Origin of the sequence: Streptomyces sp. NBC_01276 (genome assembly GCF_041435355.1) — a bacterium.
Lineage (GTDB): Bacteria > Actinomycetota > Actinomycetes > Streptomycetales > Streptomycetaceae > Streptomyces.
Genome location: NZ_CP108442.1, coordinates 4665257 through 4679488, shown reverse-complemented (window position 1 = coordinate 4679488; position 14232 = coordinate 4665257). Strand labels below are relative to the sequence as shown.

The 14232-nt window shown below is 71.7% G+C and carries 11 protein-coding genes; 5 read left to right on the top strand and 6 right to left on the bottom strand.

What is annotated here, in order from left to right:
• Positions 1-5: 5 nt before the first annotated feature.
• Positions 6-1385, top strand: a complete 1380-nt coding sequence (locus OG295_RS21000; RefSeq protein ID WP_371678259.1) for an LCP family protein — start codon at positions 6-8, stop codon at positions 1383-1385.
• A 12-nt stretch (positions 1386-1397) separates the two neighbouring features.
• Here OG295_RS21000 and OG295_RS20995 read toward each other — a convergent pair whose 3' ends face one another.
• Both OG295_RS20995 and OG295_RS20990 read right to left on the bottom strand, forming a co-directional pair.
• Entirely contained in the window at positions 1398-2891 is a 1494-nt protein-coding gene (locus OG295_RS20995; protein WP_371678258.1) for a glycosyltransferase family 39 protein, read from the bottom strand.
• A gap of 214 nt (positions 2892-3105) precedes the next feature.
• Entirely contained in the window at positions 3106-3642 is a 537-nt protein-coding gene (locus tag OG295_RS20990; protein ID WP_266839406.1) for an acyl-CoA thioesterase, read from the bottom strand.
• 106 nt (positions 3643-3748) lie between these two features.
• On the opposite strand from OG295_RS20990, the gene OG295_RS20985 reads away from it, so the two are divergent.
• Together OG295_RS20985 and OG295_RS20980 are read left to right on the top strand one after the other, a co-directional pair.
• Complete coding sequence (locus OG295_RS20985) at positions 3749-5089, top strand: LCP family protein (RefSeq protein WP_371678257.1); 1341 nt, start codon at positions 3749-3751, stop codon at positions 5087-5089.
• Between the two features lie 178 nt (positions 5090-5267).
• Positions 5268-6440, top strand: a complete 1173-nt coding sequence (locus OG295_RS20980; RefSeq protein ID WP_371678256.1) for an acyltransferase family protein — start codon at positions 5268-5270, stop codon at positions 6438-6440.
• A 122-nt stretch (positions 6441-6562) separates the two neighbouring features.
• On the opposite strand, the gene OG295_RS20975 is transcribed toward OG295_RS20980, so the two are convergent.
• The 3 genes from OG295_RS20975 to OG295_RS20965 all read right to left on the bottom strand — a co-directional run bounded on the left by OG295_RS20975 (position 6563) and on the right by OG295_RS20965 (position 10081).
• Positions 6563-7279, bottom strand: a complete 717-nt coding sequence (locus tag OG295_RS20975; RefSeq protein WP_266841684.1) for a polyprenol monophosphomannose synthase — start codon at positions 7277-7279, stop codon at positions 6563-6565.
• Between the two features lie 113 nt (positions 7280-7392).
• On the bottom strand, positions 7393-8475 hold the full coding sequence (locus OG295_RS20970) for an NDP-sugar synthase (protein WP_266839409.1): 1083 nt from the start codon (positions 8473-8475) through the stop codon (positions 7393-7395).
• A 448-nt stretch (positions 8476-8923) separates the two neighbouring features.
• Positions 8924-10081, bottom strand: a complete 1158-nt coding sequence (locus tag OG295_RS20965; protein WP_266839411.1) for an acyl-CoA dehydrogenase family protein — start codon at positions 10079-10081, stop codon at positions 8924-8926.
• Between the two features lie 196 nt (positions 10082-10277).
• On the opposite strand from OG295_RS20965, the gene OG295_RS20960 reads away from it, so the two are divergent.
• Both OG295_RS20960 and OG295_RS20955 read left to right on the top strand, forming a co-directional pair.
• Positions 10278-11621, top strand: coding sequence for a UDP-glucose/GDP-mannose dehydrogenase family protein (locus OG295_RS20960; RefSeq protein ID WP_371678255.1), 1344 nt, complete (start codon positions 10278-10280; stop codon positions 11619-11621).
• Positions 11622-11726: 105 nt separating this feature from the next.
• A complete protein-coding gene (locus tag OG295_RS20955) occupies positions 11727-13028 on the top strand; it encodes a glycosyltransferase 87 family protein (protein WP_371678254.1) in 1302 nt (433 codons plus the stop codon).
• Here the strand turns inward: OG295_RS20955 and OG295_RS20950 are convergent.
• On the bottom strand, positions 13025-14116 hold the full coding sequence (locus tag OG295_RS20950) for a membrane dipeptidase (protein WP_371678253.1): 1092 nt from the start codon (positions 14114-14116) through the stop codon (positions 13025-13027). The two genes, OG295_RS20955 and OG295_RS20950, sit on opposite strands and share 4 nt — an antisense overlap.
• Positions 14117-14232: the final 116 nt, after the last annotated feature.

Genomic DNA, 14232 nt, shown 5'->3' with positions numbered 1-14232 from the left:
GGGGGGTGCGGATCGCGGCCGTGCTCTCGCTGGTGGTGCTGGGCTCCGGGGCGGTCGGGCACGCGGTGATGACCGGCCTGGACACCGGCATCGAACGGGTCGATCCGTTCAAGGACATGAAGAACCGCCCGCAGGCCGGTCACGGGGTGAACTTCCTGCTGGTCGGCACCGACGGACGCGAGAAGATCACCCCCGAGGAGAAGCGCGAGTACCGGCTCGGCGGCGCGCCCTGCCACTGCACCGACACCGTGATGCTCGTCCACCTCTCCGCCGACCGGGAACGGGCCAGCGTCATCAGCCTGCCCCGGGACAGCTACGCCGAGGTCCCGGCGCACCAGGACCTGGTCACCGGCAATCCGCACAAGGCCCACCCGGTGAAACTGAACGCCGCCTACGCCGAGGGCGGCCCCAACCTGACCGTACGGACCGTCGAGAACATGACCCGCGTGAAGATCGACCACTACCTGGAGGTCGACTTCACCAGCTTCATGAAGACCGTCGACGCGATGGGCGGCGTCGAGATCTGCACGGCCAAGGCCATGCACGACACCTACACCGGCCTCGACCTGCTCCCCGGCACCCACCGGCTCACCGGCGGCCAGGCCCTGCAGTACGTGCGCTCGCGCCACGTGGACGGGGCCTCCGACCTGGGCCGGATGCAGCGTCAGCAGCGGTTCATCGCCGCCCTGATCAAGCAGGCCACCGGGGGCGGCGTCCTGCTGAACCCGGTGAAGTTCAAGGAGGTCAGCTCCACCCTGCTGGGGTCGGTGCGCGCCGACAGGGGCTTCGGGTCGGAGCAGATGCTGGCGCTCGGACAGGCCATGCGGGGCTTCACCCCCTCCTCGTCGGAGTTCGCCTCCGTGCCGGTCGGGGACCCCTCCTTCCAGGTCAAGGGCATCGGCTCGACGGTGAAATGGGACGAGCCGAAGGCCGCCAAGCTCTTCGAGGCGCTGCGCCAGGACCAGCCGCTGGCCCCCGCCCGCCCCGGGCAGGCCCCGCGCGGGCCCGCGCCGGTCCCGGTCGACGTGCCGCCCCGGCAGATCCGCGTCCAGGTGGAGAACGGGACCCGGATCGACGGGCTCGGCGGGCGGGTGGACGCCGCCCTGCGCGCCACCGGCTTCGACACCACCCAGGCCCCGGCGGCCGGCGCCAGCCGCGAGGTCCGGCGCACGGTGATCGCGTACGACCCCCGCTGGGACCGCTCGGCGCGGACGGTGTCCGCGGCGCTGCCGGGCAGCGAGCTGCGCGCGGTCGCCGGACAGGGGCGCACGGTGCTGGTGATCGCGGGCGCGGACTTCAAGAAGGTCGTGCCGGTGCGGGCCGAGGACCCGTACCAGGGCGAGTTCGGCGTGGTCACCGGGGACCAGGTGGTCTGCGGGAGCTGAACCCCGGCGGGTTCAGCCGGTCCGCTCCAGCAGGGACACGTGCAGCCCGCGCACCTCGGTCGTCGAGGCGACCCGGTAGTGGCCCTTCAGCGCCCGCACCTGGTCGGCAGGCAGCCGGTTGTACGGGTCGTCCTTGCCGGTGTCGCGGGTGACGAGCCAGATCCGCCGGGTGTCGCCGAGGCACTGCTCGGGCCGCTCGCACTCCCGCGGGAAGAGGTCGTTCGCGTCCAGCGCCGAACGGGCCGCGAAGACGTCGTGGAGCCGGACCCGGCCGGGCAGGTAGTACTCGATCTGGAAGTCGACCATGTACACCCGGTCGGCGCCGCGGACCGGCACGAAACCGTCGCCGGGCCGGTAGCCCTGCGCGATGACCCGCGCCGCCGCCCGGCCGTCGGAGGTCTCCTTGGCCTGCTCGGTACGCAGGTGACGCTGGTCGGGCACGCCGAGCAGGACCAGCGCGGCCAGCCCGGCCGCCCCGGCCGCACGGGGCTTGAGGGCGGCCAGTCCGGCGGCCGCCAGCACCGCCCACGCGGGCACGGTGAACAGGACGTAGCGGTCGATGAAGTACGAGGTGCTGCCCTGCGAGACCACGTAGACGGCGACGATCGGCATCGCGCCCAGCAGCAGCAGCTCCACGGCGGGGCGCCGGCCCCGGCTCCAGGCCAGCGGCAGCAGGGCCAGCGCGGCGATGCCGAGCCCGACGAGCGGGGAGGCGAAGAGGTTGTCCCACAGACCCGCGATGTCCCGCATCCGCGGGGTCTTGATCCAGCTGATCTGCCGGCCGACCTGCTGACGCCCCAGCAGCACCAGCGGAATCACCGGCAGCAGCCCGGCGACGGCCGCCAGGGCGAACGTGAGCACCGTGCGCCCGCGCCGGTCCCGCCACCAGCGCAGCGCCACGACCATGGCGTGCGGCAGCAGGAACAGCAGGGCCACCATGTGCAGCAGCCCGGCCACCGCGACCGCCGCCGCGTACCCGGCCCAGCGCGCCCGACCCGGCCGCTCCAGCGCCCGCAGCAGCAGCCAGGTCGCGGCCGAGACGGCGAGGACGACGAAGGCGTACGAGCGGGCCTCGGTGCCGTACCGGGTGACGACGGGCAGCAGCGCGAACAGCAGCCCGGCGAAGACGGCGGTGCGGCGGTCGAACAGGGCCCGCGCGGTCAGCACCACCAGGGCGGCGGAGCCGGCCATGGCCAGGGCCGAGGGCAGCCGCAGCATGGCCGCGGAGTCCCCGAACACGGAGACCCAGCCGTGCAGCACCAGGTAGTAGAGGCCGGAGACGGCGTCGACGTGACCCAGCATGGCGAACAGCTCGCCGGTGGAGCGGGAGGCGGCGTTCCAGCTGGCCAGCTCGTCGCGCCAGAGCTGCGGGGTGCCGCCCCGGAAGGCGGTGACCGCGAGGGTCAGCAGCGCCGCCCACAGCCAGTCGGGCCCGGTCAGCCGCCGCGCGCGCGGTCGGGCGGGGGCGGACGGGGCCGCGGCGGTGGTCTGGGTGGCAGTCGGCATCAGGGGTTCTCCGCGGCAGGGCCGGTCGAGGGGCAGGCCGTCGCTCGGGCGGAGCAGCCGGACGTCGACGGACCAGTCTACGGGGCCCCCGTAAGGCACGGGTATGCCCCGGAGCCCGTACGCGACGGGCCGGCGGCGGGCGGCCGCCGGGCGGTCCGGCGGCGTGTGGCGTGTTGCGTGTGGCCTTGGCGGGCGGCCGCCCGCCGCCGGCCCGTCAGTCGTCGAGGCCCTCGGCGGCGCGGCGCTCGCGCAGCTCGGTGATCGCCTGGCGGCGGGCGAGCCGGTGGGTGCGGCGGATCTGCGCCTCCTGGTAGCGGCGCTCGTCCCGCTCGGTCTCCGGGATCACGGGCGGGACCTGGCGGGGCTTGCCGTCGGAGTCGACCGCGGTGAAGACGAGGTAGGCGCTGCCGACCTGGGTGGCGGGGGTGGACTCGTTCCACCGCTCCGCGAGGACCCGTACGCCGATCTCCATCGAGGAGCGGCCGGTCCAGTTGCACTGCGCGCGGACGTGGACCAGGTCGCCGACCCGGACCGGGGCGAGGAAGGCCATCTCGTCCATCGACGCCGTCACGGCGGGCCCGCCCGAGTGCCGCCCGGCCACCGCGCCGGCCGCGTCGTCCACCAGCTTCATGATCACGCCACCGTGCACGGTACCGAGGAGGTTGGTGTCGTTGGCGGTCATGATGTGGCTGAGCGTGGTCCGGGAGGCCGAGATCGGCTTGCCCGCGGGCACCGACGGTATTTCTGTCATGGAGCCACCATAAGTGGGCGCCGCAGGCATCAGCTCTGCAACAGCCGCGGTACGAAGCGTCCACCTGGGTGTCGGGCGACACGCCGCGGCAGGCATCCTTGTGCGCATGAGTGACTGGGACGGGTGGAACGGCGAGCGCGACGCGCGCGGCCGCCGCGATGACGGGTACGGGCGCGGCAGCGGGCAGCCGCAGCCGGAGGGCGCGCAGCGGATGCGCCACGTCCAGCGGCAGCCGCAGCCGCCGCAGCGCCCGGCCCGCCCGCCGGTCCCCCCGCAGGGACCGCCGCAGGGCCGCCCCGGCCACGGAGTGCCGCCGCAGCAGACGCAGGGACCGGACGCCTCGTACGACAGCGGGTACAACACCGGCCAGGTCTACGGCCGGCCCGCGGGCCCCGGCGGTCCGGCGGGACCGGGCCGCCTCGGGCGGCCTGGCGGGAACGGTGGTCCGGGCGGGCCGGCGGGCCCCGCGCCCGACTGGCGCCGGCGGATCAAGATCGGCTCCATCGTGCTGGTCTCCGCGCTCCTGGTCACCTCCATCGGCACCTACTTCTGGGCCGACTCCAAGGTGCGCCGCGAGGTCGACCTCTCCAAGGTGATCGAGCGCCCCAAGGAGGGCGACTGCACCACGTACCTGATCGTCGGCTCCGACAGCCGCGAGGGCATGTCCGACGAGGAGAAGAAGAAGCTCCACACCGGCTCCGCCGAGGGCAAGCGCACCGACTCGATGATGGTCCTGGCGAAGTGCTCCAGCGGGAACACGATGATCTCGCTGCCGCGCGACTCGGACGTGGAGATCCCCTCCTTCATCGGCTCCCAGTCGGGCAAGAAGTTCGCGTCCCAGGGCCGGCGGGTCAAGCTCAACGCGGCGTACGCGGAGGACGGACCGGAACTGCTGGTGCGGACGATCGAGTTCAACACCGGGCTGCGCATCGACCACTACGCCGAGATCGGTTTCGCCGGATTCGCGAACATCGTGGACGCGCTGGGCGGCGTGGAGCTCGACATCGAACAGGGCTTCAAGGACGAGAAGTCGGGCGCCGACTTCAAGGCGGGCCGTCAGACCCTCAACGGCGAACAGTCGCTGGCCTTCGTGCGCACCCGCTACGCCTTCGCCGAGTCGGACCTCCAGCGGACCAAGAACCAGCAGAAGTTCCTGTCGGCGCTGGCGAGCCAGGCGGCCACGCCGGGCACGCTCCTCAACCCCTTCGCCCTCTACCCGGTGATGGGCGCGGGCCTGGACACCCTCGTCGTCGACAAGGACATGGGGCTGTGGGACCTCGGTCAGATGTTCTTCGCGATGAAGGGCATCACATCGGGTGACGGCGTGTCGATGAACATGCCCATTTCCGGCCAGAAGGGCGGCAACCTCGTCTGGGACAAGGCGAAGGTGCAGCAGCTGGTCAAGGAGATCCAGAGCGACCAGAAGGTCACCGTCCGGGGGCAGTGAACCAGCCGCGCGGCAGGCGCGGAACGCGGTGCGATGGGCCACGTGCTGTGGACAGTGCGATGGTTTCTCGTAAGACTGTGGCGGCCCATGCAACGGGGGGGATGCCCGGCTGGGCCCCGCCGTCCGGCGCGGCGCTCAGCACGTTCGGGCACGCGTCCGTCCTGCCCGTGGAGCGTTCATGTCCTTGCACCCGTCCCCGCGCGTCCTCAGCGACCGACGGCAAGACGGCAGACCCTCGGCCTGGCCCGCCCTGCCCCGGCCCGCCCGGTCCACCGGGGAACCGGCGGACCGGCCCCGGCTGCGAATCCTGGACGGGCTGCGGATCCTGGCGGCGGTGCTGGTGCTCATGCACCACTACACCCGCCAAGAGGTGTGGGGACGCGACGCGTTCGGGTGGCTGACCATGGTGGGCCGCTACAGCTGGATGGGCGTGGAGCTGTTCTTCATGATCAGCGGCTTCGTCATCTGCATGTCGGCGTGGGGCCGGCCGCTGGGCTCCTACCTGCGCAGCCGGGTGATCCGCCTCGGACCCGCGTACTGGTTCTGCGTACTGCTCACCATGGGCGTGCTGCTGGCGGTCGGCAAGCCCTTCGGGGGCGCCGGGCCGGGGCTGAGCCAGGTCCTGACGAACCTGACGATGTTCCAGACCCCGCTGGGCAATGCCGAGCTGGACCCCTCGTACTGGACGCTCTGGTCCGAGCTGCGGTTCTACCTGATCTTCGCGGCGGTCGCCTGGACCGGCCTGACGTACCGCAAGGTCCTGAACTTCTGCTGGATCTGGACGGTCGCCTCGCTGCTCGCCCCCGGTTCCGGGCTGCCGATCCTGAACGTCCTCGCGAACCCCACCTACTCCCCGCTGTTCATCTCCGGCATCTGCTTCTACCTGATCCGCCGTGAGGGGCCGCGCGCGGGCGAGCCGTGGGTACTGCTCGCGTTCTCCTGGCTGCTGACGCAGCGCTGGCTGAACGACATCGTCCACTGGAACACCGTCAAGGGCGACCGGCTGTCCTGGGAGATGTGCCTGCTCGTCGTGACCCTGTGCTACGTGGTCATGGCCGCCGTGGCCCTGGGATGGCTGGACCGGATCGACTGGCGCTGGCTGTCGGTCGCGGGCGCGATGTCCTACCCGCTCTACCTGCTGCACCAGCAGATCGGCGTGACGCTGCTGCGGATGTGGCGGCAGGACGTGGAGCCGTGGACGCTCCTGCTGTCGGCGACGGCCGTGATGCTGCTGGCCTCGTGGCTGATCCAGCGGTTCGTGGAGCGGCCGGCGGCCCGGCGGCTCAAGCGGTTCCTGGAGGCCCGTCCGGGCGGCGGCGAACGGACCAAGCCCCTGCGCGAGACGCCGTAGGGGGCGGCCCGCGGACGTCGGCTCCGGACACGAACTCCGGACACGAAGGAAGGGGCACCCCTCTCGGGGTGCCCCTTCCTCGGTGTTCGCGTGCGCGTGTCCCTACGCGCCCGCCTGCCCGGCTACTTGCCGGCGCGGGCGCGGAGCTTCCACGGCATGGCGATGGACTCCAGCTGGACGGCCAGGTTCATCTTGGACTCGCCGACGGTGCGGTCCTCGAAGTGGATCGGGACCTCCATCACCTGGAAGCCGCGGCGCAGGGCCTTGAACTTCATCTCCACCTGGAAGCTGTAGCCGGCGCTGCCGATCGACGCGAGGTCGATCGCCTTCAGCGCGTCGGCGCTCCACAGGTTGAAGCCGCCCGTGATGTCGCGGACGCGGGTGCCCAGGATGGTGCTCGCGTAGGCGTTGGCCCAGCGGGAGAGCAGCTTGCGGTGCGCGCCCCAGGCGTCGGAGAGGGTGCCGCCCGGAACGTAGCGGGAGCCGACGACGAGACCGGCGCCGGTGGAGCGGGCGACGCCCAGCATCTCGGCGATCTTGCCGGCCGGGTGGGAGCCGTCCGCGTCCATCTGGAGCACGTACTCGGCGCCGTCTTCGACGGCCTTGGCCATGCCGGCGGCGTAGGCGCGGCCGAGGCCGTCCTTCGCGGTGCGGTGCAGGACCGACATGCGCGGCTTGCCGTCCTCGGTGAGGAAGCCCTCCGCCAGCTCGTCGGCGATCTTGCCGGTGCCGTCGGGCGAGGAGTCGTCGACGACCAGCAGGCGCAGGCCCGGCTGGTCGAGACCCATGAGCAGCTCCACCATGCCCGGCAGGTTGCCCGCCTCGTTGTAGGTCGGCATGACCACGGTGAGCGGGGTGTGTGCCCAGGTGTCGGGGAGCTTCGTGGTTGCGACGTCGGTCGCGCGGGGAGTCTGCTGCTCGCCTATCACAGGTTGTGCCTCACTGAAGTTGGTCACCGGTCGGAGGAGAAGCGGACGGCGGCGTCGGGCAGTTCAGCCTCGCACCACACCCGCACCCCTGCGCGAAGTTCGTTGTCGGCCCCTACGACGGCACCGTCTCCGACGACCGCGCCGTTCACCACCGTGCGCGAACCCACCGAGGCGCCGGCGCCGATGAGGCTGGCGCTCACCACCGTGTCCGGGCCGAGGGTCGCACCGTCCAGCACGATCGAGCCCTGGACGACCGCGCCCGATTCGATCCGGGCGCCGGCACCCACCACCGTACCGCCCGACAGCTTGGCTCCGTCCGCCACCACGGCACCCGGGAGGACCAGGGCCTCGCCGCGGGGGCCGGGGACGGCCGGGGAGCTCACGATGCCGCGCACGAGGTCGGCCGAGGCCTGCACGAAGGACTCGGGCTTGCCGAGGTCCAGCCAGTAGGTGTCCTCGGTGACGCCGTGCAGCCTGGCGCCGGAGTCCAGCAGACCGGGGAAGGTCTCGCGCTCGACGGATACCGGCCGGCCGGCCGGGATGGAGTCGATGACGCTACGGCGGAAGACGTAGCAGCCGGCGTTGATCTGGTCGGTGATGATCTCTTCGGGGGTCTGCGGCTTCTCCGTGAAGGCCAGCACCCGCCCCTCGGAGTCGGTGGGCACCAGGCCGAAGGCGCGCGGGTCCTCGACCCGCACCAGGTGCAGGGAGACGTCGGCGTCGGCCGCCTGGTGGGACTCGACCAGGCCGGCGATGTCCAGGCCGGTCAGGATGTCGCCGTTGAAGACGAGGACGGGGGAGTCCGGGCCTCCGGTCAGCCGCTGCGCGGCGTTGCGGATGGCACCGCCGGTGCCCAGCGGCTCGTCCTCGACGACGTATTCGAGGGTGATGCCGAAGTCGGAACCGTCGCCGAAGTAGGGCTCGAAGACCTCGGCGAGGTAGCAGGTGGCCATCACGATGTGGGTGACACCGGCGGCTGCGGCCCTGGCTATCTGGTGGGCGAGGAAGGGAACGCCTGCCGCGGGAACCATCGGCTTGGGGGTGTTCACCGTCACGGGGCGCAGTCGCGTCCCCTGCCCGCCGACCAGCAGGATCGCTTCCGTCATTGTTTTCTCCCCAACCGGTTCGGGCGTACGAAGGTTCAAATTTAGCCCATCCGGGGACATGCCAAGGCCGTGGGCGGGCCCGGCGGGGGCCGCCACGGCCACGTTCCGGTTACGGGCGGACGGCCGCGCGGAGACGGGCGGATTGCGGCACATCGGACACCCCTGCGCGCGGCCGTCCTCTATATATGAGGACGCATCACGTGCGCCCGCCCAGCTGGTGGACCATCACCGCTGGTCAGAGAGGTGCGCCGGGGTTCGCCCCGTCGCGTGGCGCGTCGGGCGCCGCCGGACCCCTCCGTAACGGATCCGGTGCGCAAGGGTGCTTCGCCCGCCCCGGTTGACGGCCGGTTGTTCCGAACCTGTCGGCAACCCGTTACGAACCCTTGCCCCTTCTCCACGCGGAAGGCCCCCGACGGGACGCCGGGGGCCTTCCGCGCGCGCGGGACCGCTACGGCAGGTTGCGGGCCATGACGATCCGCTGGACCTGGTTCGTGCCTTCATAAATCTGCGTGATCTTCGCGTCGCGCATCATGCGCTCGACCGGGTAGTCACGGGTGTAGCCGTAGCCGCCGAGGAGCTGGACGGCGTCCGTGGTGACCTCCATGGCGACGTCGGAGGCGAAGCACTTGGCCGCGGCGCCGAAGAAGGTGAGGTCGGAATCGACGCGCTCCGACTTGGCGGCGGCCGAGTAGGTCAGCTGGCGGGCGGCCTCGATCTTCATGGCCATGTCCGCGAGCATGAACTGCACGCCCTGGAAGTCGCCGATCGGCTTGCCGAACTGCTTGCGCTCCTGGACGTAGCCCTTGGCGTAGTCCAGCGCGCCCTGGGCGATGCCGAGGGCCTGGGCGGCGATGGTGATGCGGGTGTGGTCGAGGGTCTTCATCGCCGTGGCGAAGCCGGTGCCCTCGGCGCCGATCATGCGGTCGGCGGGGATGCGGACGTTGTCGAGGTAGACCTCGCGCGTCGGGGAGCCCTTGATGCCGAGCTTCTTCTCCGGAGCGCCGAAGGAGACTCCCTCGTCGCCCTTCTCGACGACGAAGGCGCTGATGCCCTTGGAGCGCTTCTCCGGGTCGGTGACGGCCATGACCGTGTAGTACTCGGAGACGCCCGCGTTGGTGATCCAGCGCTTGACGCCGTTGAGGACCCAGAAGTCCCCGTCGCGCACGGCGCGGGTCTTCATGCCGGCGGCGTCGGAGCCCGCGTCGGGCTCGGAGAGCGCGTAGGAGAACATCGCGTCGCCCTTGGCCAGCGGGCCGAGGTACTTGGCCTTGAGCTCCTCCGAGCCGGAGAGGATCACCGGGAGGGAGCCGAGCTTGTTCACGGCCGGGATCAGGGAGGAGGAGGCGCAGACGCGGGCCACCTCCTCGATCACGATCACGGTGGCGAGGGCGTCGGCGCCGGCGCCGCCGTAGGTCTCGGGGACGTGGACGGCGTGCAGGTCGCTGGCGACCAGGGCGTCGAGGGCCTCCTGCGGGAAGCGGGACTCCTCGTCGACCGCGGCGGCGAACGGCAGGATCTTCGCCTCGGCGAGCGAGCGGACGGACTCGCGGAGCATGTCGTGCTCCTCGGCCGGGCGGTACAGGTCGAAGTCGGCAGAACCCGCCAAGACTCTCACTCCCCATGTGTGATGCGTGATGCTAACTACCGTTAAGTAACCGAAATCTTAGTGTCCGGGGCCCCGTCGGCGATATGTACGGCGTACGTGAGCTGCGTGACAGCGCGGATCCCGCCGGGGAACGTCCCCCACACGGGGCACGACTATGCTCGGTGGCCGCAAACGGCCCCGCACCTCTGGAGCACCCATGGCCCCCCTCAAGATCACTGTGATCGGCACCGGCTACCTCGGCGCGACACACGCCGCCGCGATGGCCGAGCTGGGCTTCGAGGTGCTCGGACTGGACGTGGTCCCGGAGAAGATCGAGATGCTGGCCGGCGGCCGGGTCCCCATGTACGAGCCGGGGCTGGAGGAGTTGCTCGCCGCGCACGTCGCCGGGCTGCCGGGCTCGACGGGCCGGCTGCGGTTCACCACCTCCTGGGAAGAGGTCGGGGAGTTCGGCGACGTCCACTTCGTCTGCGTGAACACCCCGCAGAAGCACGGCGAGTACGCCTGCGACATGTCCTACGTCGACTCCGCGATGGCCTCGCTGGCCCCGCACCTGACGCGGCCGGTGCTGGTCGTCGGCAAGTCGACCGTGCCGGTGGGCTCGGCGGAGCGGCTCGCGGCGAAGCTCGTGGAGCTGGCTCCGGCCGGCGCGGACGTGGAGCTGGCCTGGAACCCGGAGTTCCTGCGCGAGGGCTTCGCCGTGCAGGACACCCTGCACCCCGACCGGATCGTCATCGGCGTACGGGGCGAGCGCGGCGAGAAGGTGCTGCGGGAGGTGTACGCGACGCCGATGGCGGAGGGGACCCCGCTGGTGGTGACCGACTTCCCGACCGCCGAGCTGGTCAAGACGGCGGCCAACTCCTTCCTCGCGACCAAGATCTCCTTCATCAACGCGATGGCCGAGGTCTGCGAGGCCGCGGGCGGCGACGTGGTCAAGCTGGCGGAGGCCATCGGCCACGACGAGCGGATCGGCGCGAAGTTCCTGCGCGCGGGCATCGGCTTCGGCGGCGGCTGCCTGCCCAAGGACATCCGGGCCTTCATGGCCCGGGCCGGCGAACTCGGCGCCGACCAGGCCCTGACCTTCCTGCGGGAGGTCGACTCCATCAACATGCGCCGCCGCGGGCACATGGTGGAGCTGGCCCGCGACGCGGTCGGCGGTTCCTTCCTCGGCAAGCGGGTCGCCGTCCTCGGCGCCACCTTCAAGCCCGACTCGGACGACGTCCGCGACTCGCCCGCGCTCAACGTCGCCGGGCAGATCCACCTCCAGGGCGGGCAGGTCACCGTCTACGACCCGAAGGGCATGGACAACGCCCGCCGCGTCTTCCCCACCCTCGGCTACGCCGGCTCCGCGCTGGAGGCCGCCCGTGGCGCCGAGGTCGTCCTGCACCTCACCGAGTGGCGCGAGTTCCGCGACCTGGACCCCGCGGCCCTCGGCGAGACCGTCACCGACCGCCTGATCCTCGACGGACGGAACGCGCTGGACCCGGAGCGGTGGCGGGCCGCCGGCTGGACCTACCGGGCCATGGGGCGGCCGCACGCGTAAGGGATTTGGGGGGGTACGGAGGCTGACCTGGGCGTATCCCCCTACCCCGTTTCGACCGCTCGCACCCAAGTAAGTGGAATAAATGACTGGGTAGACTTCGGGCCGATGACCACGACCAGCAGCCCCCCGACCAACCCCACCGCATCTGCGACGGCGGCGCCCGCCACGCGTGACCGGCGGGGATCCTTCGAAGCAGCCATGCGAGGACGCGGAGCCCGGCTGGGCATCGCGGGCTTCTGGCTGGCCAGTCGGGCCGCGATGCTCTGGATGCTCGTCAACGACTTCTTCAGCTCGAACGTCGTACGGGTAGAGATCACCGCGACCTATCACAACTGGTACAACGTCCTCGTCACGTGGACGATGCCGCACAACGACATCATGTGGCAGTACCCCCCGGCAGCCGCGGCGATCTTCCTGTCGCCCGACCTCCTGCCGTTCCTCACCTACTTCCAGGCCTTCGTCGCCCTGACGGTGCTCTGTGACGCGGTGGTCCTCGTCGGCCTGATGCGCGCCGCCCGCCGCGACGACGGCAGCATGGCCGGCGCCCTCGTGTGGCTCGTCACGCTGCCGATGCTGATGGCCACCCCGTTCGCCCGCTACGACGTCCAGGTCACCCTGCTCGCCGTGGCCTCGCTGCTCTGCCTGCGCTACCGCCCGAAGCTCGGCGGGGTCATCGCCGGCATCGGCGCCATGGTCAAGGTGTGGCCGCTGCTCACCCTGCTCGGGACCCCGCGCGGCAAGTCGACGCGCGAGGCCTTCATCTCCGCCGCGCTCTCCTGCGTCGCGCTGCTCGCCGTCTTCGCCGCGCTGTTCCGCGACACCCTCGGCTTCCTGGGCAACCAGGGCGACCGCGGTGTCCAGGTCGAGTCCCTCGGCGGCAGCGCGCTGATGGCGGCCCGGCTCGTCCACCTGTGGCCCGGGAAGATCAACTTCCAGTACGGCGCCTTCGAGTACGTCGGCCCGTACGTCTCCAGCATCGCGCGGGCCTCCCTCGCGCTGACGGTGATCGGCTTCCTGCTGCTCCTGCTGTGGCGCGTGAAGGCGAACCGCTGGTCGACCGCGACCCCGTTCGACGCCGCGCTCTGCGCCATCATGGTGTTCACGGTCACCAGCCGCGTCATCAGCCCGCAGTACATGATCTGGCTGCTCGGCCTCGCGGCCGTCTGCCTGACGTCCCGGCACACCACCCAGCGGCCGATCGCCTGGCTGCTCGTGATCGCCACCGCGCTCACCACGCTGATCTTCCCGGTCTGGTACGGCTCGGACATCCTGACCAACTCCACGCTCGGCACGATCCTGCTGTGCGCGCGCAACGGCCTGCTGCTGTACGCCACGGTCTGGTCCGGCGTGCGCCTGTGGAAGGCGACCGTGCTGCCCAAGGACAGCCTGGCCGCCCAGTCCGCCTAAGGAGTTCTGCGGTGCTGTGCGGCGCGGGCCGTGAACTCCGCGTCGCGCAGCACCCTCTGGGCGTTGCCCCAGGTCAGCAGGGCCAGGTCGGACTCCGGCCAGCCCCGCTCCAGTAGTTCCGCGAGGAGTCTGGGGTAGCCCGAGGGATCGGTGAGCCCCGCCGGACGGGGTGTCGCCCCCTCGGCGCCGAAGGCGGCTCCCAGTCCCACGCACTCCGGGCCGGCGACCGCCCGCAGGTGGTCGAGGTGGTCCGCCACCGCGTGCAGGGAGTCCCCCGTCCGCGCGGTGTCGAAGGTGACCATCGCCAGACCGCCGGCCGCCCTGAGCGCCAGCAGCACCTCGTCGGTGACGTTGTCCGGGTGCGCGGTGAGCGCCGCCGCCCCCGTGTTCGAGACGATCACCGGTGCCTTCGAGGCGGCCGTGAGCTGACAGGCCGCCACCGGCGGGCAGCCCGTGAGGTCCAGCAGCATCGCGAGCCGGTTCACCTCCTTGACCACCTCGTGGCCGAAGGCCGTCAGCCCCTCCAGCGCCCAGGGCGCCCCCGCCGGCGCGAGGATCCGTACGCCCAGCGTGTGGAAGGCCCTCAGCGCGCCCAGCGAATCGCTCAGGGTACGTCCGGACACCGGGCCGAGGTACGAGGCGATCCGGCCCTTGTTGCGGGCGTCCATCATGTCGTCGGCGCTCAGTCCCAGGCGCAGGCCGTCGGGGTAGCGGCGCACCAGGGCGAGCGCGACGTCGATGAGCTCCAGGGTGTCGGAGACCACCCGGTCGGCGGCCCCTCCCTCGCGCGTCCGGTCCGGCGGCACGAGCAGCGACCAGAACTGGGCGCCCACGCCACCGGCCCGCAGCCGCGGGATGTCGGTGTCGATGCCGGTGTCGGGGGTGTCGATGTCGTGGTACGGGCTCTGGCTCAGCGTCCAGACGAGGCTGTTGCACCCGTCCGCCACGGGATGTTCGGCGAGCAGCGCGGTGGCCCGCTCCAGGGCGCCGGCCACCGCTTCGGGGGCGGACACGTCCTCGGCCCCGGCGGATCCGGGGCCCGCCGGGAGGGTGGGGGCGTCGTGCGGGTCGTCCTGCAGGTCGGCCATGGCGTTCGCTCCGGTCTCGGCGGCAGCGGGAGGGGAGGAGATGTGGTGCCACCGTGACATGTGGGGTGGCCGGGGCGCCCGGCGGATGTGGCGTTCGGGTGGAGGAGGGCATGGAA

Bases quoted from the DNA above. Each gene is read 5' to 3' on its own strand.
- OG295_RS20995 (WP_371678258.1), bottom strand. From the start codon at position 2,891: ATGCCGACTGCCACCCAGACCACCGCCGCGGCCCCGTCCGCCCCCGCC.
- OG295_RS20990 (WP_266839406.1), bottom strand. From the start codon at position 3,642: ATGACAGAAATACCGTCGGTGCCCGCGGGCAAGCCGATCTCGGCCTCC.
- OG295_RS20985 (WP_371678257.1), top strand. From the start codon at position 3,749: ATGAGTGACTGGGACGGGTGGAACGGCGAGCGCGACGCGCGCGGCCGC.
- OG295_RS20980 (WP_371678256.1), top strand. From the start codon at position 5,268: ATGTCCTTGCACCCGTCCCCGCGCGTCCTCAGCGACCGACGGCAAGAC.
- OG295_RS20975 (WP_266841684.1), bottom strand. From the start codon at position 7,279: ATGCCGACCTACAACGAGGCGGGCAACCTGCCGGGCATGGTGGAGCTG.
- OG295_RS20970 (WP_266839409.1), bottom strand. From the start codon at position 8,475: ATGACGGAAGCGATCCTGCTGGTCGGCGGGCAGGGGACGCGACTGCGC.
- OG295_RS20960 (WP_371678255.1), top strand. From the start codon at position 10,278: ATGGCCCCCCTCAAGATCACTGTGATCGGCACCGGCTACCTCGGCGCG.
- OG295_RS20955 (WP_371678254.1), top strand. From the start codon at position 11,727: ATGACCACGACCAGCAGCCCCCCGACCAACCCCACCGCATCTGCGACG.
- OG295_RS20950 (WP_371678253.1), bottom strand. From the start codon at position 14,116: ATGGCCGACCTGCAGGACGACCCGCACGACGCCCCCACCCTCCCGGCG.